The organism is Novosphingobium sp. BL-S-34, assembly GCF_056857015.1.
Genome location: NZ_CM166472.1, coordinates 915405 through 937683, shown reverse-complemented (window position 1 = coordinate 937683; position 22279 = coordinate 915405). Strand labels below are relative to the sequence as shown.

At 65.8% G+C, this 22279-nt stretch carries 15 protein-coding genes; 11 read left to right on the top strand and 4 right to left on the bottom strand.

Annotation, left to right across the window (positions count from 1 at the left end; all coding sequences use genetic code 11):
* The first annotated feature begins 15 nt into the window (after positions 1-15).
* From AC1VV3_RS04355 to AC1VV3_RS04325, 7 genes are all read left to right on the top strand, one after another.
* Positions 16-1230 (top strand): XrtA/PEP-CTERM system-associated ATPase, encoded by a 1215-nt coding sequence (locus AC1VV3_RS04355; RefSeq protein WP_431566908.1) that lies wholly within the window; start codon positions 16-18, stop codon positions 1228-1230.
* Positions 1231-1261: 31 nt separating this feature from the next.
* Entirely contained in the window at positions 1262-2185 is a 924-nt protein-coding gene (locus tag AC1VV3_RS04350) for an XrtA system polysaccharide deacetylase (protein WP_431566907.1), read from the top strand.
* The gene (locus AC1VV3_RS04345) at positions 2182-3258 is read left to right on the top strand and encodes a FemAB family XrtA/PEP-CTERM system-associated protein (protein ID WP_482961968.1); all 1077 of its coding nucleotides are present in this window, start codon (positions 2182-2184) and stop codon (positions 3256-3258) included. The genes AC1VV3_RS04350 and AC1VV3_RS04345 overlap by 4 nt, the downstream gene beginning before the upstream one ends.
* A complete protein-coding gene (locus AC1VV3_RS04340) occupies positions 3258-4508 on the top strand; it encodes a TIGR03087 family PEP-CTERM/XrtA system glycosyltransferase (RefSeq protein WP_431566905.1) in 1251 nt (416 codons plus the stop codon). Before AC1VV3_RS04345 ends, AC1VV3_RS04340 begins: the two co-directional genes overlap by 1 nt.
* A complete protein-coding gene (gene xrtA / locus AC1VV3_RS04335) occupies positions 4498-6060 on the top strand; it encodes an exosortase A (protein ID WP_482961967.1) in 1563 nt (520 codons plus the stop codon). Before AC1VV3_RS04340 ends, xrtA begins: the two co-directional genes overlap by 11 nt.
* Before the next feature lie 11 nt (positions 6061-6071).
* Entirely contained in the window at positions 6072-7967 is a 1896-nt protein-coding gene (locus AC1VV3_RS04330) for an XrtA/PEP-CTERM system amidotransferase (RefSeq protein WP_482961966.1), read from the top strand.
* 240 nt (positions 7968-8207) lie between these two features.
* Positions 8208-10508 (top strand): EAL domain-containing protein, encoded by a 2301-nt coding sequence (locus AC1VV3_RS04325; protein WP_431566902.1) that lies wholly within the window; start codon positions 8208-8210, stop codon positions 10506-10508.
* A 381-nt stretch (positions 10509-10889) separates the two neighbouring features.
* On the opposite strand, the gene zapE is transcribed toward AC1VV3_RS04325, so the two are convergent.
* The 3 genes from zapE to AC1VV3_RS04310 are packed head-to-tail and all read right to left on the bottom strand — an operon-like array spanning position 10890 to position 13273.
* Positions 10890-12005 carry a cell division protein ZapE gene (gene zapE / locus AC1VV3_RS04320; RefSeq protein WP_431566901.1) on the bottom strand — a complete coding sequence of 372 codons (1116 nt, stop codon included), beginning with the start codon at positions 12003-12005 and terminating at the stop codon, positions 10890-10892.
* Positions 12002-12460: a PaaI family thioesterase gene (locus AC1VV3_RS04315; protein ID WP_134093116.1), complete on the bottom strand. Its 459-nt coding sequence runs from the start codon at positions 12458-12460 to the stop codon at positions 12002-12004. The genes zapE and AC1VV3_RS04315 overlap by 4 nt, the downstream gene beginning before the upstream one ends.
* A 30-nt stretch (positions 12461-12490) precedes the next feature.
* Complete coding sequence (locus tag AC1VV3_RS04310) at positions 12491-13273, bottom strand: succinate dehydrogenase iron-sulfur subunit (protein ID WP_132263331.1); 783 nt, start codon at positions 13271-13273, stop codon at positions 12491-12493.
* A gap of 307 nt (positions 13274-13580) precedes the next feature.
* Between AC1VV3_RS04310 and AC1VV3_RS04305 the strand changes: the two genes are divergently transcribed.
* The gene (locus AC1VV3_RS04305; protein ID WP_431566900.1) at positions 13581-13865 is read left to right on the top strand and encodes a DUF4242 domain-containing protein; all 285 of its coding nucleotides are present in this window, start codon (positions 13581-13583) and stop codon (positions 13863-13865) included.
* A 99-nt stretch (positions 13866-13964) separates the two neighbouring features.
* Here the strand turns inward: AC1VV3_RS04305 and AC1VV3_RS04300 are convergent, their stop codons facing one another.
* A complete protein-coding gene (locus AC1VV3_RS04300) occupies positions 13965-16814 on the bottom strand; it encodes an Rne/Rng family ribonuclease (protein WP_431566899.1) in 2850 nt (949 codons plus the stop codon).
* Positions 16815-17460: 646 nt separating this feature from the next.
* Between AC1VV3_RS04300 and AC1VV3_RS04295 the strand changes: the two genes are divergently transcribed.
* The 3 genes from AC1VV3_RS04295 (at position 17461) to AC1VV3_RS04285 (ending at position 22277) form a co-directional block, all read left to right on the top strand.
* Positions 17461-18330: an N-acetylmuramoyl-L-alanine amidase family protein gene (locus AC1VV3_RS04295; protein WP_431566898.1), complete on the top strand. Its 870-nt coding sequence runs from the start codon at positions 17461-17463 to the stop codon at positions 18328-18330.
* A 208-nt stretch (positions 18331-18538) separates the two neighbouring features.
* Complete coding sequence (locus AC1VV3_RS04290; RefSeq protein ID WP_431566897.1) at positions 18539-21085, top strand: penicillin-binding protein 1A; 2547 nt, start codon at positions 18539-18541, stop codon at positions 21083-21085.
* A 145-nt stretch (positions 21086-21230) separates the two neighbouring features.
* Positions 21231-22277, top strand: a complete 1047-nt coding sequence (locus tag AC1VV3_RS04285; protein ID WP_431566896.1) for an alpha/beta hydrolase — start codon at positions 21231-21233, stop codon at positions 22275-22277.
* Positions 22278-22279: the final 2 nt, after the last annotated feature.

The window sequence follows — 22279 nt, the reverse complement described above, 5'->3', positions numbered from 1 at the left end:
CGAAGGAGAGCAGGGATGTTCGAACAATTCTACGGGTTCGAGGGCCGGCCTTTCCAGCTCACGCCCGATCCGGCCTTCTATTTCGAGAGCGCGACGCACCGCAAGGCGCTCTCCTACCTCGGCTACGGCCTGGCGCAGGGCGAGGGCTTCGTGGTGATCACGGGCGAAGTGGGCGCGGGCAAGTCCACGCTCGTCTCGCACCTCATGGCCACGATCGACCCGGCGCGCCTGACGGCCGCCTGCGTCGTCACCAGCGCGCTGGACGGGGAAGAGATCGTCCATGTCGTGGCGCAGGCCTTCGGGCTGCAGGTGTCCGGGCATGACAAGGCCTCGGCGCTCGGCGCGATCGAGACATTCCTCCATTCGGAAGCCCGCGCGGGCCGCCGCTGCCTGCTGATCGTGGACGAGGCACAGAACCTCTCGGTCGATGCGATCGAGGAGCTGCGCATGCTCTCGAACTTCCAGCTCGGCTCGCATCCGCTGCTCCAGACCCTGCTGCTGGGCCAGCCCGAGTTCCGCACGACCCTGCTGGAGAGCAACCAGCTCGAACAGCTGCGCCAGCGGGTGATCGCGACTCATCATCTTACGGCGATGGAGCCGCGCGAAGTGCAGGCTTACGTCGAGCACCGCCTGAACTGCGTCGGCTGGAAGGGCAATCCGGGCTTTGACAACCGCGTCTTCGCCGAAGTGCACGAGGCCACCGGCGGCATTCCGCGCCGGATCAACCAGATCGTCAACCGCCTGCTGCTGCTGGGCGCGGTCGAGCAGCGCGCATTGGTCGATCTCGAGATGCTGGCGGATGTCCTGGCCGAACTGGACGAGGACGGCACCCGCGCGCTGGTCAGCCAGCAGGCGCCTGTCGCCGAGGCGGACGGACCGGTGGCGGCCGCAAGCCAGCCGGCACCCGCGTCGGTGCTTCACCCCGACGCGCTGGATGCGGCGGCAGCCATCGCGCTGATCGAATCGGCACTGGCGGGTCGCGATTCGCAGATCGACGAGCTTCAGCATGCGGTGCTGGAACTCGCGGCCAATGTGGAACGCCAGAAGGAGGCACCCGCTTCCGGCGGCGAAGCCCAGATCGCCGCGCTTCAGGAGCAGCTGGCCCAGGCCGCGGCGCATAGCGCGCGTCTGGAAGCCCGCCTGGAAGAGCAGGAGCGCACCCTTCGCCACACGCTCACCATGCTGATCGAGTGGTTCGAAGGCGGCGAAGGCCAGCGGCAGGCAGCCTGAATTTCGAGCCGGTTCCGTAAGGATAGACGCCATGGATGAAGCCAGAGCCTCCAGCGGCCCCGTCAACGGGCTATCGGTCGATGTCGAGGACTGGTTCCAGGTCGGCGCTTTCGAAACCGTGATCGACCGCAGCGACTGGCCCGCCATTCGCACCCGGGTCGAGCGCAATTGCGACGAGATTCTGGCGCTGTTCGATGCGGCCGGGGTGAAGGGCACGTTCTTCACGCTCGGCTGGGTGGCGGTGCGCCATCCACGGCTGCTGCGCCGCATTGCCGAAGCGGGGCACGAAATGGCCAGCCACGGCTGGGATCACGAGCGGGTGTTCCGCATGGACGCCGCCACTTTCGGACGCGACCTCGACATGAGCCGCAAGGCCATCGAGGATGCTGCCGGGGTCAAAGTGAGCGGCTACCGCGCGCCCAGCTTCTCCATCGATGCGCGTACGCCCTGGGCCTTCGACGTGCTGGCCGAGCAGGGCTATGCCTATAGCTCCAGCGTCGCGCCGATCGCGCACGACCACTATGGCTGGCGCGAAGCGCCGCGTTTCGCCTTCCATCCGCTTGCCGACAGTCCCCTGGTGGAGATCCCGGTGACCACCGCGACATTCGCCGGCCGCCGTCTGGCCGCGGGCGGCGGCGGGTTCTTCCGCGTGCTGCCTTACGGGTTCTCCCGTTGGGCGATCCGCCAGGTCAATGCCGAAGGGCGACCGGCGGTGTTCTACTTCCACCCCTGGGAGATCGACCCCGACCAGCCGCGCGTGCCCAATGCGCCGCTGCGCTCGCGTCTGCGGCACTACACCAATCTCGGCCTGATGGCTGGAAAGCTGCGGCAGTTGATCGGCGACTTCCCGTGGGGGCGTATGGACGAACTCGCTGTGCGCGAAGCGGAACGCGCGCCCACGCTGGTCATGGGGCCGGGTGGAACCCTGGCGCCGGCCGGGGCGCTGGCTGCATGAACGCGCCGTTCGCTCCCGTCACGGGCGCGGTGAGGCTGGTCGATCTCGCCGATCCCGGCGAAGTCGCGCGGCTGGAGCTGTTCACCGCCCGCCACCCGCAGGCGACGCCGTTCCACCGCCCGGCCTGGTTCGTCTCCGTGGCCCGGGCGACGGGCAATCACGCCCTGGCGCTGGTCGAAGAGAGACAGGGCGAAATCGTGGCTTTCCTGCCGCTCGACGCCATTCATTCGCCGGTGTTCGGCCGGCTGCTGGCCTCGTCCGGCTTCGCGGTGGGCGGCGGTCTGCTGACGCGCGAGGGTGCGGATGGCGGAGCGATCTTCGCGGCGCTGGAGGAACTCGCGCTGCGCCGGTCCTGCCCGGCCATCGAACTGCGCGGCGGCGTATTGCCCGAGGCGGGGCGGGGCTGGACGCTCAAGACCGAGAGCCACTGCAATTTCGCCCGCCCGCTCGCGGCCGATGACGAGGCGCAGCTTCTGGACGTGCCGCGCAAGCAGCGCGCCGAAGTGCGCAAGGCGCTGGCGAACGATCTTGACGTGGAGGTCGGTACGAGCGAGCGAGACCGCGCTGCCCATTACGCCGTCTTTGCGGAAAGCTACCGCAATCTCGGTACGCCGGTGTTTCCGCAAAGGCTCCTCGGCAGCGTGCTCGATGCGTTCGGCGAGGATGCCGACGTGCTGACCGTGCGCCACCAGGGCCGGGCGGTGGCCAGCGTCATCACCCTTTACCACCGCGGCGCGGCCATGCCCTATTGGGGCGGGGGCACTCAGGAAGCGCGCCGGCTTCGCGCCAATGACCGGATGTATTTCGAACTGATGCTCCATGCGCGCCGGCGAGGCTGCACGGTGTTCGACTTCGGTCGCTCCAAGACCGGCAGCGGGGCCTATCACTTCAAGCGCAACTGGGGCTTCGAGCCGGAGCCGCTGACGTATGCCGCCTGGACCGCGCCGGGCGCGGCGCGGCGCGAAGCCGATCCCACCAGCAGCAAGCTCTCGCTCCAGATCAGGCTGTGGCAGCGCCTGCCTCTGGCCGTGGCCAATCGGCTCGGACCGCTGATCGCGCGCGGCATCGGCTGATGGGCGAGATCCTTTTCCTGGCCCACCGCATTCCTTTCCCGCCTGACCGGGGGGACAAGATCCGCTCGCACAATCTGTTCAAAGCTCTGGCGCGGCTGGCAGCGGTCCACCTCGGCTGCTTCGCGGACGATGCCGCCGATCATGCCTGCGAACAGGAGATGGCCGCACTGGCGGCCAGCCATATCCTGCTCGATCGCGGGAAATCCCTGCCGATCGCCGGGTTGCAGGCGCTGGCGAAAGGGCAGCCGCTCAGCCTCACGGCATTCCACGACCGGCGCATGGCGGGTTGGGTGAACAAAGTGCTGCGCAGCCGCCCGATCGAGACGATCTTCGTCTTTTCCGGCCAGATGGCGCAATATGTCCCTGAGGATTTTCGTGGTCGGCTGATCGTCGATCTGGTCGACGTCGATTCGGCGAAGTTCGAGGCTTACGGCGCCAGGGGAAGCGGTTTTCGCAGCTGGATGGAGCGCCGGGAAGGGCGCCTCCTGCGCGCCGAGGAAGCGCGGATCGCCTGGCGTGCAGACCGCACCCTGCTGGTGAGCAAGGCCGAGGCGGCGCTCTTCGCCGCGCGGCTGGACGAGGCCATGCCCGGCCGCTCGACCTGCCGGGTCGAGGCCGTGGGCAACGGCATCGACAGCGTACTTTTCGATCCCGCCCGGACCCTGCCGGAGCCGCGCCTGGCCGTGAAGGAGGGCGCTGCGGGGCCGCGCATCGTGTTTACCGGGCAGATGGACTACGCGCCGAACATCGCGGCGGTGGAGCGGGCGATCACGCGCATCCTGCCGCGGATTCGCGCCCGCCTGCCGAGGGCCAGCCTGCACGTCGTCGGCCGGAACCCGCCGCCTTCGCTGCTGTCCCGTCATGGACGAGATGGCGTTCACGTATGGGGCCGGGTCGAGGATATTCGCCCTTGGCTTGCCGCCGCGGACATGGCTCTCGTGCCTCTGGAGATCGCGCGCGGGGTGCAGAACAAGGTGCTGGAGGCGATGGCCATGGAACTGCCCGTGGTGCTCTCGCCCGGCGCGGCCACGGGTATCGAAGCCGAACATGGCCGCCATTTCTTCGTGGCCGAAAGCGACGAGGCGCTGGCGAATGCCGTCGTCCTCCTGGCCGAAGACCCCCAAAGCGCTCGCGCCATGGGACTGGCCGCACGCGAATGGATCCTCGCTCATGCAAGCTGGCAGGCGGCGCTTGCCAGCCTGCCGCGCATGATCGGCCTGCAGACGGAAAACCTGATCGATGCCGCCTGAGACCCTGGCCGTGAATTCTTCCCTGCAGGGGCGCTGGCAGGACGTTCCGGCGCGTTGGCGCCCGGCGCTCGTTCGCTGCGGCGCCGCCATGCTGGCGCTGCTCCTCCTGTTCGGCGGAGACTGGGCGGCGATGGCGCGGCAGTGGTGGGATATCTCCACTTACAACCACATCGTCCTGATCCCGCCGATTCTGGGCTGGCTGGTCTGGCAGCGCCGGGCGGAACTGGCGAAGCTCGAACCGCTCTGCTGGTGGCCCGGCCTTATCCTCATGGCGGGAGCTGCCTTCCTCTGGCTGCTCGGCGCGCTCTCCGGTCTCGACCTTGCGCGGCAGGCCGGGGCGGTGGCGATGCTCGGCTCTGCCGTCCCCTTGCTGCTCGGTCCGCGGGTGACGGCGGGCGTGCTGTTCCCGCTCTGCTACATGGCGTTCCTGGTGCCGGTGGGCGAGGAACTGGTCGAAGTGCTTCAGACGATCACGGCGAAGATCACCGTGGCGCTCACGCATTTCAGCGGCATTCCCGCCACGGTCGACGGCGTCTTCATCGACACGCCGGCCGGGCTGTTCGAGGTGGCGGAAGCCTGCTCGGGCGTGAAGTTCCTGATCGCGATGATCGCCTTCGGCCTGCTGGCCGCCAATGTCTGCTTCATCAGTTGGCGCCGCCGGGCGGCTATGATGCTCGCGTGCCTCGTGGTGCCGATCCTGGCCAACGGCGTGCGCGCCTGGGGGACGATCTTCGCCGCGCAGTTCGTGGGCGTCGAGAAGGCGGCCGGATTCGACCACATCGTCTACGGCTGGATCTTCTTCGCCGTGGTGCTGGCGGTCGTCATCGCGGGTGCCTGGCGCTTCTTCGATCGTCCGCTCGACGCGCCGATGATCGATGTCCCCGCGATCGTGCGCTCGCCTCTCCTGTCGCGGCTGGAAGCGGGCAGGGCTTCTGCCGTTGTGACGCTTGCCGGCATCGCGTTGCTGGTCGTGGCCGCCAAGGGCTGGGCGCTGGGCGCCGAGAGCCTCTCCGCGCCCCTGCCGGACCGGATCGAGCTTCCGCAAGTCGCCGGCTGGAGCCGGGCCGACTATGCCCCGGCAATCTGGTGGGAGCCGCGCGCCGAGGGCGCCGATCACCGCCTGCTGGGCCGCTATACCGACGGACAGGGGCACAGCGTCGATGTCTTCCTGGCGCTCTATGCCGGACAAGGCGAAGGCCGCGAGGCGGGCGGCTTCGGGCAGGGCGCGCTGACGCCGGGCAGCGCCTGGTCGTGGCAGTCGCCGGGGCCGGCCTTCGCGCAAGGCCGCAGTGAACGCTTCCTAGGCAATGGCAGGATCGAGCGGCTGGCCGTCACCTGGTATCGTACCGGCGACATGCTCACGGGGAGCAATGCCCACCTCAAGCTGGCGGTCATCGGTGACAACCTCCTGCTGCGCGCCCGTCCCACCACGACGCTGATTCTCTCGTCCGAGGACAGCCCGGGCGCTGCTGCGGCCGATTCCATTGCCCGTTTCCTGACGGCGTCCGGCCCCCCGGATGCGTGGATGGACCGCGTGACCAAGCTCCGCTAGGCCCTTCGCATATGTGTGGCATCGCCGGTATCTACCATCTCGAGACGCCCAAGCCGGTAGACCCGCTGCGCGTGGAAGCCATGTGCGACGCGCTGGCGCATCGCGGGCCGGACGGGAGCGGGGTCTGGACCGCGCCCGGCGTCGCGCTGGGCCACCGCCGCCTCTCGATCATCGACGTCGCCGGCTCCCCGCAGCCCATGGCATCGCCGGACGGGCGGGCGATGCTGGTGTTCAATGGCGAGATCTACAACTACCGCGAACTGCGCCGCGAACTGCGTGAGACCGGCGCCGAATTCCGTACCGATGGCGACAGCGAGGTCATCCTCGCCGCCTGGCAGCGCTGGGGACCGGACTGCGTTTCGCGCCTCCACGGCATGTTCGCCTTCGCGATATATGACCTGGAAGCGCGCAGCCTCTTCCTCGCGCGCGACCGGCTGGGCGTGAAGCCGCTGTTCCTGGCACCGCTCAGCGACGGCAGCCTGGCCTTCGGGTCCGAACTGAAAGCCTTGCTCGCGCATCCGCTGCTGCGCCGCGAGATCGATCCGCTCGCGGTCGAGGACTATCTTGCCTGGGGTTATGTTCCCGATAGCCGCGCGATCCTGAAGGGTGTGACCAAGCTGCCCGCGGGGCATTCACTGCTGCTGCGCCATGGCGCGCCGCTGCCGCGCCCGGTGCAATGGTGGGACATTTCCTTTGCCGAGCGCCGCCGGGGCCGAGTCGCCGATCTGGAGGCGGAACTGCTGCACCTCCTGCGCGAGGCGGTGTCGTCGCGCATGGTCGCGGACGTGCCGCTCGGCGCCTTCCTGTCGGGCGGCGTGGACAGCTCCAGCGTGGTCGCGCTCATGGCGGAGAACAGCGGGCAGCCGGTCAAGACATGTTCGATCGGTTTCGACATCGCTGCGCTCGACGAGAGCGACTATGCCGCGGAAATCGCCCGCCGTTTCGGCACCGACCATCGCGCCCGGCAGGTCTCGCCCGACGATTTCGAGGCGATCGACGGCCTCGCCGCGATGTTCGACGAGCCTTTCGCCGATGCGTCTGCCCTGCCGACCTGGCGCGTCTGCCAGCTGGCGCGCGAATCGGTGACAGTCGCCTTGTCCGGCGACGGCGCGGACGAGGCATTCGCGGGCTATCGCCGCCATCTGTTCCAGCGCAACGAGGACCGCGTCCGGGGGTTCATCCCGCAGGCGATTCGCGGACCGCTGTTCGGCACGCTGGGCGGGCTCTATCCGAAAGCCGACTGGGCGCCGCGTCCGCTGCGCGCCAAATCGACCCTGCTCTCGCTCGCGGCGGACAGTGCCGAAGGCTATGCCCGGTCCATCGGTTTCACCCCTCCGGAACTGCGCGACAGGCTCTATTCCGACGATTTTCGCCGCCTTCGCGGTGATTACCGCGCGGAACGGTCCGTTCAGGACCTGATGCGCGCTGCGCCGGCGCGATCCGGCCTCGATCGCGCCCAGTATGCGGATCTCAAGCACTGGCTGCCGGGCGACATCCTGACGAAAGTGGACCGCGCAAGCATGGCGGTCAGCCTGGAAGCGCGCGAGCCGCTGCTCGACCATCGCCTGATCGAATTCGCCGCGAGTCTTCCCGAACACATGCGGGTGCGCGGCGGGCAGGGGAAGTGGCTGATGAAGCGCACCATGCGGCGTTTTCTGCCGGACCAGATCCTCTATCGGCCCAAGCAGGGCTTCGTCACGCCCATCGCCCAGTGGTTCCGTGGCCCCCTGGCGCAGTCGGCCCGGCAGATCGCCTCCAGCGCCGCACTCGCCCGCACCGGTTGGTTCGATGCCCCGCGCCTCGGCGCCCTGGTGGAAGACCATATTGCGGGACGAAGCGACCACTCGCGCCTACTCTGGCAACTGCTCATGCTCGACCGCTCCCTAACCCATTTGGGGATCTCCTGAATTTTCCCCCTTTCGCCGGGGAATTGCCGGGTTAACAACGGCCTGCGAAATTTATCGTGAAGGCGAGTTAACCTAACTTCTTCTTAGGACCTTTGCTCTAACCCCGGCAGCGACAACGTCATCGCAGGGTGTGCATGAAGTTAGCAGCGCATCAGTACACGATTGAATTGCGGACGCTTTCCGACGAGGAAAGCCATGTCCTGCGTGAGGGCGTAGAGGGGAATGATTTGCGAGGCCATCATGTCTGACCTCGGCGCAAGGGCCGCGAAGATCTGGAAGAGCGCCAGATTCCGGATCGTCTTCTGGGCCGCACTCACGGGCGTCATCCTGGGCGTGACCGGAGCCGCGCTGCCGCTGGAGGACGTGCTCGTGAACGGGCGTACGCTTCTTCGCAGCCGTCCTTCCGATGGCCAGATCGTACTCGTGTTTCAGGACGACAAGACGCTCCAGCAACTTCGGGTCTATGAACTGTCACGAGGCGACGACGCTACCGTTACGCAGCAGCTGTTCAAGGCCGGGGCAAGGCGCGTATTCTTCGATCGTTCGATGGGCTACTTCAGCGAAGACAAGGGCAACGAAGAGTTCATCAACACGTTGAAAGCCCATCGGGGAAAGATATTCCTCGGAGGAATGCCGAGTACGGATGGAGGGGCCGGAAATTACGCCGGTACAATCCCGGCGGCTGCGTTTCGTGCCAACGTCGACGTCGTGTCACTCATGGCGCTGCATCACCCGTTCAATCTCAGTATCAGCCTGCCGTTCGCCTCGAACAGCCCGATTGGTGTGCTTCCTACCCTGGCGGCAACCATCGCAGGGGTTTCCGGTCCGACTGACCGGATATTCCGACCGGACTATTCCATCGATCACAAGACCATTCCGACAGCAAGCTACGTCGATGTTCTCAGGGGCCGGATCGATCCCAGGATCGTCAGCGGCAAGGATGTCATCATCGCACCTAGCGCTGACATCTATCACGACATCCATCCCCTGCCGACCCAAGGCTACGCGCCGGGCGCTTACATCCACGCCATTGCAGCGGAGACCTTGAAGCAGGGCGTTCCGACCGAGCTTGGTTGGCTGCCGCCTTTCATGCTGGTGCTGGTTGTTGTCGTATCGGGCGTCGGGCGCGGGCGTGTTCTGGATGTCTATCGCTTTTCCGGTCTGGTCGCCGTGTTGATCGCTGCCCCTCTGGCGCTCGATCATTTTCGTATCCAGGTCGACATCGTGCCTGCCATTGCCATGGCTGCCGTAGCGGTATTCCGCATGCGAAACCTCGACCGCGTCGAAGTAGCAGGAGAAACCAATTCGGGGTCCGGCCTGCCCAGCGTCCAGGTTCTGCGCAAGTACGAGGCGGTTTCGAGCCGAATCCTGGTCGCGCTTCAGATCCGGAACTATGGCGCGATCATCGGCAGCTTCGCCGAACATGTCGAGGCGCAAGTCGCCAACGAGATCGTCCGCCGCATCCGGATCAGCGACAGCGAAGTGGTGGTCTACCACGAAGGCGGCATGTTCATGTGGCTCTCGACCATCCGCAGCACGTTCGACTTGTTCGAGAACCTCGAAGGACTGCACCGGATCGTCCAGAATGGCATCCAGGTCGGCGGTCTGGACATCGACCTTTCTTTCAACTGCGGGATCGATTCGGAGTTCGACCGGCCGGTATCCAGCCGCGTCGCCAGCGCCATGCAGTCGGCCGAGGAGGCAGTGCGCAACGACGAACTCGTCTACAAGTTCGACAGCCGCAAGCACGAGGCGCAGTGGGAAATCTCGCTGCTGACCCAGCTCGACCGTGCCATTGACAATGGCGAGGTCTGGGTGGCCTATCAGCCCAAGCTCGATGTCGCGAGCAATCGGGTTACAGGCGCTGAAGCTCTCGTACGCTGGACGCATCCGGAGCGCGGTCCGATCAGCCCGGACAAGTTCATCCGCATCGCGGAAGAATTTCACCGGATCGAGCGCATTACGCGCTTCGTGATCGACGATGCCGTTCGCTCTGCCGTGGAACTGCGCCGCCAGGGCCTCGACATGACGGTGTCGGTGAACATTTCCGCGCAGCTTCTGCGCAACCCCGGCCTGCCGGTGATGATTGCCGAGATCCTCGATACCTACGGTCTGCCCGCAGACCAGCTGATTCTCGAGATCACCGAGACCGACCGACTCGATCGCAGTTCGCGGACCTTCCAGATGCTGCAGAAGCTGGTGCAGTCGGGCATCCGGCTGTCGATCGACGATTTCGGGACGGGCAACGCGACGATCGACTACTTGCGCTATCTTCCCGCCACCGAGGTCAAGATCGACAAGGTCTTCGTCCAGGCGATGGAAGGCAACAAGGAAGACCTCCTGCTCGTCCAGTCGATCATCGAAATGGCCCATTCGCAGGATCGCACAGTTGTGGCCGAAGGCGTCGAGACGCAGGCGGCTCTGGAGATCCTGCGCGCCATGCAGTGTGACGCCATTCAGGGCTACTATGTCAGCCGCCCAGTCCCATTCCGGGATCTCCTGACGCAGATCGTGGGAAGAGAGACTCGAAGAACTGGTTAAAAAAGTCTTGATGACTTCTTAACCCATTGTTATCCATGTCCTCAGCCGCAAAATAGCGGCGGATCACATGGGGTAATGTTATGTACAGCTGGTACTGGGGCGGCCTCGGCCGTTAATCGCCATTTAGGCGGCGGCGTTTCGTTGATTATCTCATCGAAACGCCGCACTCACCAGAAAACCCTGGATATCAGCCATTTAACGCTGTCTTGGGTCGGTTGAGAAAGTTAATTACGCGGCTCACGCCTCTTCCAATTAGGAACGAGGCGTTTTTATTGGCCCTAACAAGGCCTTGCCAGCGTCGTTATTCGGACAAGTATCTCCGCTCGCGAAAGCCTCCCGGGGGCTTCGCGTTAACGACCGATTCGCAAATCGTTAACGATTTCAGTCTTCGCCGTGACCCATGGCGAGATAGCCGGCGCTCTGCATCTCGTTGAGACGGCTTACCGTGCGCTCGAATTCGAAGCGTCCATCGCCGGCCTGATAGAGGTCTTCCGGCGAGGCATCGGCCGCGGCGATGAGCTTTACCTTGTTCTCGTAGAGCGCGTCGATCAGCGTCACGAAACGCGCCGCCTCGTTACGGCGGTCGGGACCCATCCTGGGAATCCCCACGAGAATGACGGTGTGATAGGCGCGGGAAATCGCCAGGTAGTCGGCCGCCCCACGGGCTTCGCCGCAGAGCCGCTTGAAACTGAACACGCCCACGCCCTTGAGGCTCTTGGGGACGTGAAGCATGCGCCCGCCGCCGACGTCGAGGTCCGCTGAAGGGACATGGTCGCTGTCCTCGGGCGGATAGTCGGTAAGGCGGTAGAAGGCCTCGCGGGCCTGCTCGGTGGCTTCCTCGCCCAGCGGGTAGTGCCAGGTGGCCATGCCGCCCAGGCGATGGAGCCGGTAATCCGTCGGCCCGTTCAGCGTCAGCACGTCCAGTTCCTTCTCGATCAGGTCGATGAAGGGCAGGAAATGCTCGCGATTCAGGCCGTTCTTGTAGAGATCCTTCGGCGCACGGTTCGATGTGGTGACGATGGTCACGCCTTCATCGAGGATCAGATGCGTGAAGAGCCGGCTCATGATCATGGCATCGGCGGAATTGTTCACCACCATCTCGTCGAAGGCGAGAACGCGCACGTTGCGCGCGATCGTGGCGGCGACGGGCGGAATGGGATCGCCGCTTTCCTTGCGGCGTTCCTCGCGCAGCAGCGCGTGGACTTCCAGCATGAAGGCGTGAAAATGGATCCGGCGCTTTTCCTCGATGTCGAGCGTCTGATGGAACAGGTCCATCAGCATCGACTTGCCGCGCCCGACACCGCCCCACATGTAGAGACCGCGGGGGGAGGGGGCTTTCTTGCCCAGCAATTTGCCGAAGAGGCCGGTCGAAGTCCGCGCCTTGTAGATCTCGCGCTGGAGCTGGTTGAGCCGCTCGGCCGCGGCGGCCTGCTCCGGGTCGGATCGCAGTTCGCCGGTGGCCACCAAGGCCTCGTAGCGTTCGAGCATCGCGGTCATCGCACGCTCGGCTTGCGAAGAGTGCCGAGGAAGCTGGACACGAGACGGTCTCCCTGCTCGACGGAGCCGCGAAGGAACACGAGACGGCCCGTTTCGCGCATCACTTCGCACAATACGTCCAGCGGTTCGCCGATTTGCCCCGCGCCTATGAACTGGTTGTGCAGGTCCAGCGTCACCGAGCCGGACACCTGGGCGCCGAGCACGCTGAACATTGTCGCGAACATGGCCACGTCCACGAAGGCGAGAGTGACACCGCCGTGGACATTGCCGTGCATGTTGCTGTGGCGGCGTTCCAGATCGAGCAGGCGGACGCGGGCACTGCGCTCGCCTTCCCGCCTGATGATCATCGGTCCCAGCCCGACCGCGTTGAAGCGGGTATCGTCGTCGAGCGTCCAGGTGAACCAGCCCGGATGACCCGGGGCCGGTTCGTGGATGAATTCCGCGTCAGGCTGCACGACGAAGGGTCCGCGATCCGATCCTGCGGATCAGACCTGGCGCTCTGCCTGCATTTTCTTGATCTCTGCGATGGCGCGTGCCGGCGAGAGGCCCTTGGGGCAGACGTTGGCGCAGTTCATGATGGTGTGGCAGCGATAGAGGCGGAAGGGATCTTCCAGCTCGTCCAGGCGCTCACCGGTCATTTCGTCGCGGCTGTCGGCCAGCCAGCGGTAGGCCTGGAGCAGGATCGCCGGGCCCAGGAACTTGTCGGAATTCCACCAGTAGCTGGGGCACGAGGTCGAGCAGCAGGCGCACAGGATGCACTCGTAGAGGCCGTCCAGCTTCTCGCGCTGTTCCGGGCTCTGGAGGCGTTCCTTGCCCGAAGGCGTGGTCGAAACGGTCTGCAGCCAGGGACGGATCGAGGCGTACTGCGCGTAGAAGTGCGTGAAATCGGGGACGAGGTCCTTGATCACTTCCATGTGCGGCAGCGGCGTGATGCGAATGTCGCCCTTGAGGTCTTCGATCGCCGTGGTGCAAGCGAGACCGTTCGAGCCGTTCATGTTCATCGCGCAGGAACCGCAGATGCCTTCGCGGCAGGAGCGGCGGAAGGTCAGCGTCGAATCCAGCTCGTTCTTGATCTTGATGATCGCGTCGAGGACCATCGGACCGCAATTGTCGAGGTCGATCTCGAAGGTGTCGTAGCGCGGGTTCTCGCCCGAATCCGGGTCGTAGCGATAGACGGTGAACTTCTTGACGCGCGCGGCGCCCTCGGCCTTGTGAACCTTGCCCTGCTTCTTGATCTTGCTGTTGGCCGGGAGGGTGAAGCTCGCCATGAAGAAATCCCCGTGATCTTGCACTGCGGCACGAACCGCGACTGAATGTCCCCTTAGCGATTCAGCCGCGCGGGGCAAGGGCCAGAGTGCGGCTGAGAGCGGTTTCGTGGCCTCATGGTGTTGCAAATCGGTCCCGCGGGATTGCGGCAGGCGAACGAATCCGGTCGATTCGGAAGGCGTCGATCGTGGAATGGCCCGGCGTTCGGGGCTATGGTCGGTCGGTGGCGGCGGCGTGCGAGGGCATTCCGGACGAAGGCACAGATCGGATTGCCAATCGGGCGCTCGCCCTGTTTTCAGGAGAGCGAGCATGATGAAGCGCTATGTGATCGAACGCGACCTGCCGGGGGTAGGCGCGATGAGCGACGCGGAGCTGGGCGGAGCCACGCGCACCTCGAATGCCGCTCTGGCCAGGATAGCAGGCATCCAGTGGGAGCATTCCTACGTGGCGGGCGACAAGACCTTCTGCATCTATCTGGCGGAGAACGAGGATCTGATCCGCAAGCATGCCGAGCTTTCGGGCTTTCCGGCCAATCGCATCACCGAAGTCACCACTATCATCGATCCCACCACCGAGCGCACTTGCGCTGTGTGAGGCGGCTGCGTGCCAAAGAAAAAGGCCCCGCACGATCCCGTGCGAGGCCCTTTGTCCTGGAGTGTGTGAAGGGCCGCGCAGGCCGCCCTTCACATATCCTCAGTTGCCGAAAGTACGCTGCCACCAGCCGCGACGCGGCGAGGACGGGTCTTCGGCCGAGTCGTTCGCGCTGTCGCCATCAGCGGGCGCTGCGGCTGCAGGCTCTTCCACCTTGGCGGCTTCGACGGCGGGCGTCTCGGCAGCAGGTTCGGCTGCCGCTTCGACGGTTTCCACCTTCTTGCGGCGCGTACGCTTCGGCTTGGCCGGAGCCTCTTCGGCCGCCGGTGCTTCCACGGGTGCAGGTGCCTCCGCTACGGCGTCCACGGCATCCGCCTTCTTGCGGCGGGTGCGCTTCGGCTTGGCAGGAGCTTCCTCTGCCACCGGAGCTTCGACCGGCGCTTCCGTCACGGCTTCGACCGGTGCTTCCACGACATCCGCCTTCTTGCGACGGGTGCGCTTCGGCTTGGCAGGGGCTTCTTCGGCCGCCGGCGCTTCGACGGGGGCTTCCGCTACGGCTTCCACGGCATCCGCCTTCTTGCGACGGGTGCGCTTCGGCTTGGCAGGAGCTTCCTCCACCGCGACGACCGGCTCCGCGGCGACCACGACTTCGGCAACCACTTCCACCGGTTCCTCGGCTTCGGTGCCAGCGTCGTCGGCGGCATATTCGCCGGCTTCGTCGCCAGCGTGCTCGCCGTTTTCACCGTTTTCGCCGTTCTCACCGTTGCGACGACCGCGACGGCGACGACCGCCACGGCGGCGACGCTTGCGGGGGGCATCCGAATCGTCGCCTTCACCGGCGGGCGCGAAGTCTTCTTCGCCAGCCTCGGCATCGCCTTCGGTTTCGCCTGCTTCGTCACCGGACTCTTCGCCTTCGGCTTCGAACTCGCCCTCGGCGCCCTGGTCGTCACGCTGGTCGCGGTTGCGGCCACGGCGGCGCTTGCGGCGCTTGCGGCGCGAACCGCCTTCGCCGTCCTCGTCACGGCCTTCACCGCGGCCGCGCGATTCCTCGCGGGCTTCTTCTTCGAACTCGTCCTCTTCGTCGATGAAGTCATCCTCGACGTCTTCGGCGATCGGTTCGAAGCGCGGCACGAAGTCGTTGCGCGGGCCGGAAGAGACGACGCGCATCTTCGCGCCTTCGTTCTCGCCCTCGGGGATCACTTCGACGTTGACGCCGTAACGATCCTCGATGTCGGCCAGGTCGGTGCGCTTGGCGTTGAGCAGGTAGATCGCCGCTTCGGTCGATGCGAAGAGCGAAACCACGACGCCCTTGCCCTTGGCGGCTTCGTCTTCGATGAGACGCAGCGCCGAGAGGCCCGCCGAACTGGCGGTGCGGACGAGGCCGGTGCCGTCGCAGTGCGGGCAGGAGCGGGTGGTCGCTTCCAGGACGCCGGTGCGCAGGCGCTGGCGGCTCATTTCCATCAGGCCGAAGCTGGAAATGCGGCCGACCTGGATGCGGGCGCGATCGTTCTTGAGCGCTTCCTTGACGGCCTTCTCGACCTTGCGGACGTTCGAGCCGTACTCCATGTCGATGAAGTCGATCACGACGAGGCCGGCCATGTCGCGCAGGCGAAGCTGGCGGGCGATTTCCTGCGCGGCTTCGAGGTTGGTGGCGACCGCCGTCTGCTCGATGCCGTGCTCCTTGGTGGCGCGGCCCGAGTTGATGTCGATCGAGACGAGCGCCTCGGTCGGGTTGATGACGATGTAGCCGCCCGAACGCAGCTGCACGACGGGGTCGTACATCGCGGTCAGCTGGTCTTCGGCGCCGAAGCGCTGGAACAGCGGCACCGGATCGGCGTAAGGCTTAACCTTGCGGCCGTGGCTGGGCATCAGGAGCTTCATGAAGTCCTTCGCCGCGCGGTAGCCTTCCTCGCCCTCGACGATCACTTCCTCGATGTCGCGATTGTAGATGTCGCGGATGGCGCGCTTGATCAGGTCGCTGTCCGAATGGATCAGCGCCGGAGCGGCCGAACGCATCGTCATCTCGCGCAGTTCGTCCCAGAGGCGGGCGAGGTAGTCGAAATCGCGCTTGATCTCGGTCTTGGTGCGCTGGAGGCCGGCGGTGCGCACGATGCAGCCCATCGAACGCGGCAGGTCCATTTCGGCGATGATCGACTTCAGGCGCTTGCGGTCCGACGCCGAGCTGATCTTGCGGCTGATGCCGCCGCCGTGGCTGGAATTCGGCATGAGCACGCAGTAGCGGCCCGCCAGGCTGAGGTAGGTGGTGAGGGCGGCGCCCTTGTTGCCGCGTTCTTCCTTGACGACCTGCACCAACAGCACCTGGCGGCGGTGGATCACGTCCTGGATCTTGTAGCGGCGGCGCAGCGCCATGCGCTTGGCGCGCAGTTCGTCGGCTTCCTTCGAGCGGCCACCGTTACGGCCACCCTGGCGGCGACCGCGTCCGCGGCGTCCACGACCCGAGGATTCTTCTTCCGAAGCGTCTTCGTCCGAAGTCTCGAAGCCGTTCTCGACGTTGCCGTCCTCGATCGTGGCGACATGGTCCTTTTCGGACGTGTCGACTTCGGTCAGGCCGCCGTCCTGGAAGTCTTCGCCTTCGTAGCCTTCGCCGCCTTCTTCGTCCTCGTCATCGCCTTCCGAAGCGCGCAGGGCGGCTTCTTCCTCGGCATGCGCGGCTTCTTCCGCCAGCAGGGCCTCGCGGTCCTCCTTGGGGATCTGGTAGTAGTCGGGGTGGATTTCGCTGAAGGCAAGGAAGCCGTGGCGATTGCCGCCGAAGTCGACGAACGCCGCCTGGAGCGAAGGTTCCACGCGGGTGACCTTCGCCAGGTAGATGTTGCCCTTTATCTGCTTCTTGTCGGCCGATTCGAAATCGAACTCTTCAATGCGATTTCCCTTGAGTACCGCCACCCGCGTTTCTTCCGGGTGGCGCGCATCGATGAGCATGCGCGTTGCCATTGTATATTCTCCGTACGCGCTCTGCCCCGGCCGGATCAGCCAGGGCGGCGCGTGTCTGTTCGATGGTGCCCGCCGCGAGAAGGTCGGGCCTGCCGGATGCGGCAAGGCCAGCCTCGAAACGGGCGGAGGTAAAGTTGGAAACGGGGCAATCCAGCGCCCCGAGTGCGACTGTTTTCTTGTCTGTCGCGGCAGAGGCCGCGATGGTGCCCGCTGTCTTCCGGCGGATTGCCAGGAGACGGGCGGGCGTGTCTGCGAGCGGAAGTGCGCGTGGCGAGTTCGGACACGCGAAGAATTGCGCCCACACCGCCACCGCCCTCTCGGGCGTCGGCTGGCAAGGCGGCAATTGGCTTCTCATCTCTCGCGTCAACCTGTTCGATCCGGAACGAATTTTCCGGTTTTTGACGGCCGGGATTTGGCTTGGTCGGCCCTGTCCGGCACCATCCTAGTGGTGTCTGTCCGGATTTCGAAGGCCGAAGCTTCTTGGGCCCGGGTCGAAACGGCCTAGCATTCAAGACACTGCACGGCAAGTTCATTGCCGAACAGTGAGCGTTATCGCCGTGCGGATTGCCGCCAGGCGCGTGAAATCGGGGGAAAAGCGCTGTTCGGCGGGATTGCGGCGAGCGTTGGGCGATCCTAGTCAAACGGGATGTCGCGCAGCACGCAGCTCGTCATGATCCTTTCCGCGCCCCTGGCGCTGGCGATCGCATTGTGGGTGCTCTGGCCGCGTTTCTTCCCCTCGCAGCGTGATCTCGACTATGTCGTGCGCTTCGACCTGCCCGAGGTGGGCATGCCGGTGGACCTGCCGCGGATCGACGGGCCCGGCGATGCCAGCCGGCCGCTGGTGGTGATCGACGCGGGTCACGGCGGTTTCGATCCCGGCGCCGGGCAGGGCGATGCCAAGGAAAAGACGGTCGCACTCAGGATCGCCCTGGCGCTGCGCAACCGGCTGCTGGAGGACGGCGGCATTCGCGTGGCGCTGACCCGCGATGCCGATCGCTTCATCGCATTGCCGGACCGGCCGGACATGGCGCGGCGGCTTGGCGCCGACCTTTTCGTGTCGATCCATGCCGATAGCGCGGACAGCGACGCCGCGCGCGGGGCCAGCGTCTATGTCCTGTCCGAAAAGGGCTCCAGCGAGGCTGCCGAGCGCTTCGCCGCGCGGGAAAACGCGGCGGGGCGGGTCAATGGCGTCGCCCTGGCGCAGACCAGCCAGACGGTGGGCGCGATCCTGCTCGATCTGTCGCAGCGGGGCACCCAGGCCGGCTCCACGCAAGTCGGCGAACTCGTGCTGCGCGAGATGCGCGGCGCCAACCTCGGCCTCCACCGGGACCAGGTGCAGACCGCGGCGCTGGCCGTGCTCAAGGCGCCGGATATCCCCTCGATCCTGTTCGAGACCGGCTATATCAACAATGAGGCGGACGCTCAGCTGCTGACATCCCGCGCGGGGCAGCAGGCTCTGGCGGATGCCGCGGCCAAGGCCATCCGCGCCTATTTCGCCCGGAAAGTCGGCGTCTGACCGTCTCTTCTGCGCGCAGGAGCGGTTCGAGCAGAACGGTCGCTGCGACGAAAAGAGCACGCCGCATCTGGCCTTGCGCAAAAAGCCCGTGCTAGAGCCCGAGCCGCTGAACCGGGGCGTAGCAGTTTCCGATCCATCTTTGTTGCGGCATTTTTCCGGGTCCTCAGGTGTTTCCACCTGACCTGAAAATGCTCTAGAGGCAGTCGAAATGACCGACGAGATCATCGACAACGGCTCCGAGCAGCCGCCCGAGGACGCCCACTATCGCATCAGCCGTGGTGCCGGCCGTCGTTTCGGCCGACCCTTCGCTGCATTTGGGGGCGCCTGGCGCGAACGCAAGTGGCTGCGCCGCTTCACTTATGCCGCGGGAACCGGCCTCGTCGCGCTCGGCGGGCTCTGGATCGCCTTCACCCACGATCTTCCCGACGCCAGCAAGCTGCTGGAATATCAGCCGCCTTTGCCCACCATGGTGCGCGGCGTCGATGGCCAGATCGTCTACAGTTATGCTCGCGAGCGCCGCGTCCAGCTGCGCTACGTCGATTTCCCGAGGCCGCTGGTCGACGCTTTCCTCTCGGCCGAGGACAAGACGTTCTGGACCCACGGCGGCGTCGATGTCACCGGGCTTGCCGGCGCGGTCGTGGACTATGCCTCCAAGCTCGGCACCGGGGGCCGCGCGCGCGGCGGTTCGACGATCACCCAGCAGGTGGCCAAGAACATCCTGATCGGCGACGAATACTCGGTCACGCGCAAGCTCAAGGAAATGGTGGTCGCCCGCCGTATCGAGAGCGTGCTGAACAAGCCGCAGATTCTGGAACTCTACCTCAACGAGATTCCGCTGGGCCGCCAGAGCTTCGGCGTCCAGGCTGCTGCCCGGGCCTATTTCGGCAAGGATGTCGACCAGCTCCAGCTCCACGAAGCCGCGTTCCTGGCGATCCTGCCCAAGGCGCCGGAGCGTTACGGCCGCAAGCAGTACGAGGACATGGCGGTCGAGCGCCGCAACTGGGTGCTCGATCAGATGGTGACCAACGGCTGGGCGACGCGCGCCGATGCCGACGCCGCCAAGGCCCAGCCGCTCGGCCTGATCGCCCGCCGCGTCGAGACTTATCCCTCCGGCAACGGCTACTTCATCGAGGAAGTGCGCCGCCGCCTGATCGACCAGTACGGCGAAAAGGCCGAGGACGGGCCGAACAGCGTCTATGCCGGCGGCCTCTGGGTGCGCACTTCGCTCGATGCGCAGATGCAGGGCGCCGTGCGCGATGCCCTGCGCGCGGGTCTGCTACGCTATCAGGGCGGGCGGGCCTGGGCCCATCCGATCGCGCATATCGACGACATGAGCACCTGGCAGTCCCAGCTGATCGTTTCCAACAAGACGATCGATTACAAGGACTGGCGTGTCGGGGTGATCGTCGATCGCAGCGGCTCGACCGGCCGGATCGGGTTCTCCGACGGCAATATATCGACGCTCACCAATATCTCGGACCTCGCCAAAGTGGGTGACCTCGTCGCCGCGGCGCCGGTTTCCTCGGATACGTACGCAGTTCGCACCATTCCCGAGGTTTCGGGCGGCATGGTGATCGAGCAGCCGGGCACCGGCCGCATCATGGCGATGCAGGGCGGATTCGATTCCGGGCTCGATTCCTTCAACCGCGCCGTGCAGGCCGAACGTCAGCCTGGCTCCACCATCAAGCCTTTCGTCTACGCCACCGGCCTGCAATACGGCATGACGCCGGCGACCCAGGTGCTCGACGGCACGTTCTGCGTCTACCAGGGCGGGGCGCTGGGCAACAAATGCTTCCGCAACTTCGGCGGCGAAGGCGGTTCCGGCAGCCACACCATGCGTTGGGGCCTGGAACAGTCCCGCAACCTGATGACCATCCGCATCGCCAACGACACCGGCATGAAGCGCGTGGTGAAGACCTTCAAGACCGTCGGCATCGGGGACTACAAGCCCTACTTATCCTTCGCGCTCGGCGCGGGCGAAACCACGGTTTCGCGCATGGTCAACGCCTACTCCGCCCTGGCGAACAACGGCGTGCAGTTCGCGTCCTCGCCGATCGATTACGTGCAGGACCGCAATGGCAAGGTGATCTGGAAGCCGGACAACCGCCGGTGCGATACCTGCAACATGCCCGAATGGGACGGCAAGCCGATGCCGCGCGTCGTGCGCCGGGGCAAGCAGGTGATCGATTCCGGCACTGCCTATCAGGTGGTCCACATGCTCGAAGGCGTGGTGACCCGCGGCACAGCCGTGGTCCTGCGCGACCTTGGCATGCCGATGTTCGGCAAGACCGGCACCACCAACGGCCCGACCGACGTCTGGTTCGTCGGCGGCACGCAGGACTATGTCGGCGGCGTCTACCTCGGGTACGATACGCCGCGCTCGCTCGGTGGCTATGCGCAAGGCGGCCGTATTTCCGCGCCGATCTTCAAGCAGGTGGTCCAGGCCACGCGCGAGCGCTGGGGCACGCAGCCGTTCGTCGCGCCTGCGGGGATTCGCATGGTCCGCATCGATCGCGTCAGCGGCAAGCAGGTCATGGGCGTCGAGCCTGGCAACGACCCGAAGGCGGCCGTGATCTGGGAAGCCTTCAAGCCCGATACCGAGCCGCGCCAGTATTCGCCTGAAGACGAATTCGCGCGCCGCCGCGATGCGCTTGTCGCCGAGATTCGCGGCGTGCGCGAAGCCCGCCAGGCCGCGATCACCGCCAGTTCCGGCGAGCAGCAGGACTTCGCCGAACAACAGGGTGGCGTTTATTGAGCCTGCGAGGCGGGCGGGAGGTCTCTCTCGCTCGCCAAGCGTGAATTGCAGCCATACAACGGGCCTCTCTAACAGGGAGGATTGGATGCAATTCGTGATCGGTACGAAGAAAAGAACTTCGACTCTCGCACATTTCGGGCTGGGAATGACGGCGCTGGCCGTCGCTTTCGCGCCCTTTGGCCTTGCCGCGAAGGAAGCGGCTGCGGTCTCGGCGCCCGCACCGGCGTCAGGAGCCACGGGTTCGCCCTATGTGCGGCCGGACGTGGCGGCCTATCTCAAGGCGTCGAACGCGCATCCGATGCCGCCGCTGACGGCCGAAGTGATCGCGCAGATCCGCAAGCTGCCGCCGTCGGCCATGCCGTCCCGCGACCTTCCCGTCGGCGATCTCGCGGTGATGAAGGACCTGACCATGCCGGGGCCGGGCGGATCGATCCCCCTGCGCCTGTTCGATACGCGGGCAGAGCGCGGACCGGGACCGATGGTGGTGTTCTATCACGGCGGTGGCTACGTGCTCGGCAGCATCGATACCCATGCTGCGCTGGCCGCCGAAATCTCGCGCCAGCTCGACTTGCCGGTGGTCTCGGTCGAATATCGCCTGGCGCCGGAGCATCCCTGGCCCGCCGCTCCCGATGACGGAGAGGCTGCCGCACGCTGGGTGGCCGCGAACGGCAAGGCACTGGGCCGCGATGTCACGGGACTGGTTCTCAGCGGCGATAGCGCCGGCGGCAATCTCACCCTGATCGCCGCGGCGGCCCTGCGCGACAAGCCGGCGGCCGTGCCGGTGATCCTGCAAGTGCCGATCTATCCTGCCGCCGATTTTACCCGCAGCTATCCTTCGGCACAACAGTTCGCCAAGGGCTACGGCCTGGACGACAGCATGACCGCGCTGTTCCAGAAGCACTATGCCGCCGATCCCAAGAGCCCGCGCAGTTCACCGATCCTGGGCAGCCTGGCCGGCCTGCCGCCCACGGTTCTGGTCACCGCGGGGCTCGATCCGCTGCGCGATCAGGGCCGCGCTTATGCCGCGAAGCTCGTCGAGGCGGGCGTGCCGACGGCTTTCTATGAAGGCCGCGGGCTGGTCCACGGTTTCGCGACCTTCCGGCAGGCGATCCCGTCTGCTCAGACGGATACGGCGAACTTCCTCAAGATCGCCCGCACCATGCTGGACGAGATCCAGGCCGGCCAGAAGTAAAC

Coding starts and splice junctions, on each gene's coding strand:
- AC1VV3_RS04310 (WP_132263331.1), bottom strand. CDS start 13,273: ATGGCGAGCTTCACCCTCCCGGCCAACAGCAAGATCAAGAAGCAGGGC.
- xrtA (WP_482961967.1), top strand. CDS start 4,498: ATGCCGCCTGAGACCCTGGCCGTGAATTCTTCCCTGCAGGGGCGCTGG.
- AC1VV3_RS04330 (WP_482961966.1), top strand. CDS start 6,072: ATGTGTGGCATCGCCGGTATCTACCATCTCGAGACGCCCAAGCCGGTA.
- AC1VV3_RS04345 (WP_482961968.1), top strand. CDS start 2,182: ATGAACGCGCCGTTCGCTCCCGTCACGGGCGCGGTGAGGCTGGTCGAT.
- AC1VV3_RS04295 (WP_431566898.1), top strand. CDS start 17,461: ATGTCGCGCAGCACGCAGCTCGTCATGATCCTTTCCGCGCCCCTGGCG.
- AC1VV3_RS04355 (WP_431566908.1), top strand. CDS start 16: ATGTTCGAACAATTCTACGGGTTCGAGGGCCGGCCTTTCCAGCTCACG.
- AC1VV3_RS04300 (WP_431566899.1), bottom strand. CDS start 16,814: ATGGCAACGCGCATGCTCATCGATGCGCGCCACCCGGAAGAAACGCGG.
- AC1VV3_RS04350 (WP_431566907.1), top strand. CDS start 1,262: ATGGATGAAGCCAGAGCCTCCAGCGGCCCCGTCAACGGGCTATCGGTC.
- AC1VV3_RS04285 (WP_431566896.1), top strand. CDS start 21,231: ATGACGGCGCTGGCCGTCGCTTTCGCGCCCTTTGGCCTTGCCGCGAAG.
- AC1VV3_RS04325 (WP_431566902.1), top strand. CDS start 8,208: ATGTCTGACCTCGGCGCAAGGGCCGCGAAGATCTGGAAGAGCGCCAGA.
- AC1VV3_RS04340 (WP_431566905.1), top strand. CDS start 3,258: ATGGGCGAGATCCTTTTCCTGGCCCACCGCATTCCTTTCCCGCCTGAC.
- AC1VV3_RS04305 (WP_431566900.1), top strand. CDS start 13,581: ATGATGAAGCGCTATGTGATCGAACGCGACCTGCCGGGGGTAGGCGCG.
- zapE (WP_431566901.1), bottom strand. CDS start 12,005: ATGACCGCGATGCTCGAACGCTACGAGGCCTTGGTGGCCACCGGCGAA.
- AC1VV3_RS04290 (WP_431566897.1), top strand. CDS start 18,539: ATGACCGACGAGATCATCGACAACGGCTCCGAGCAGCCGCCCGAGGAC.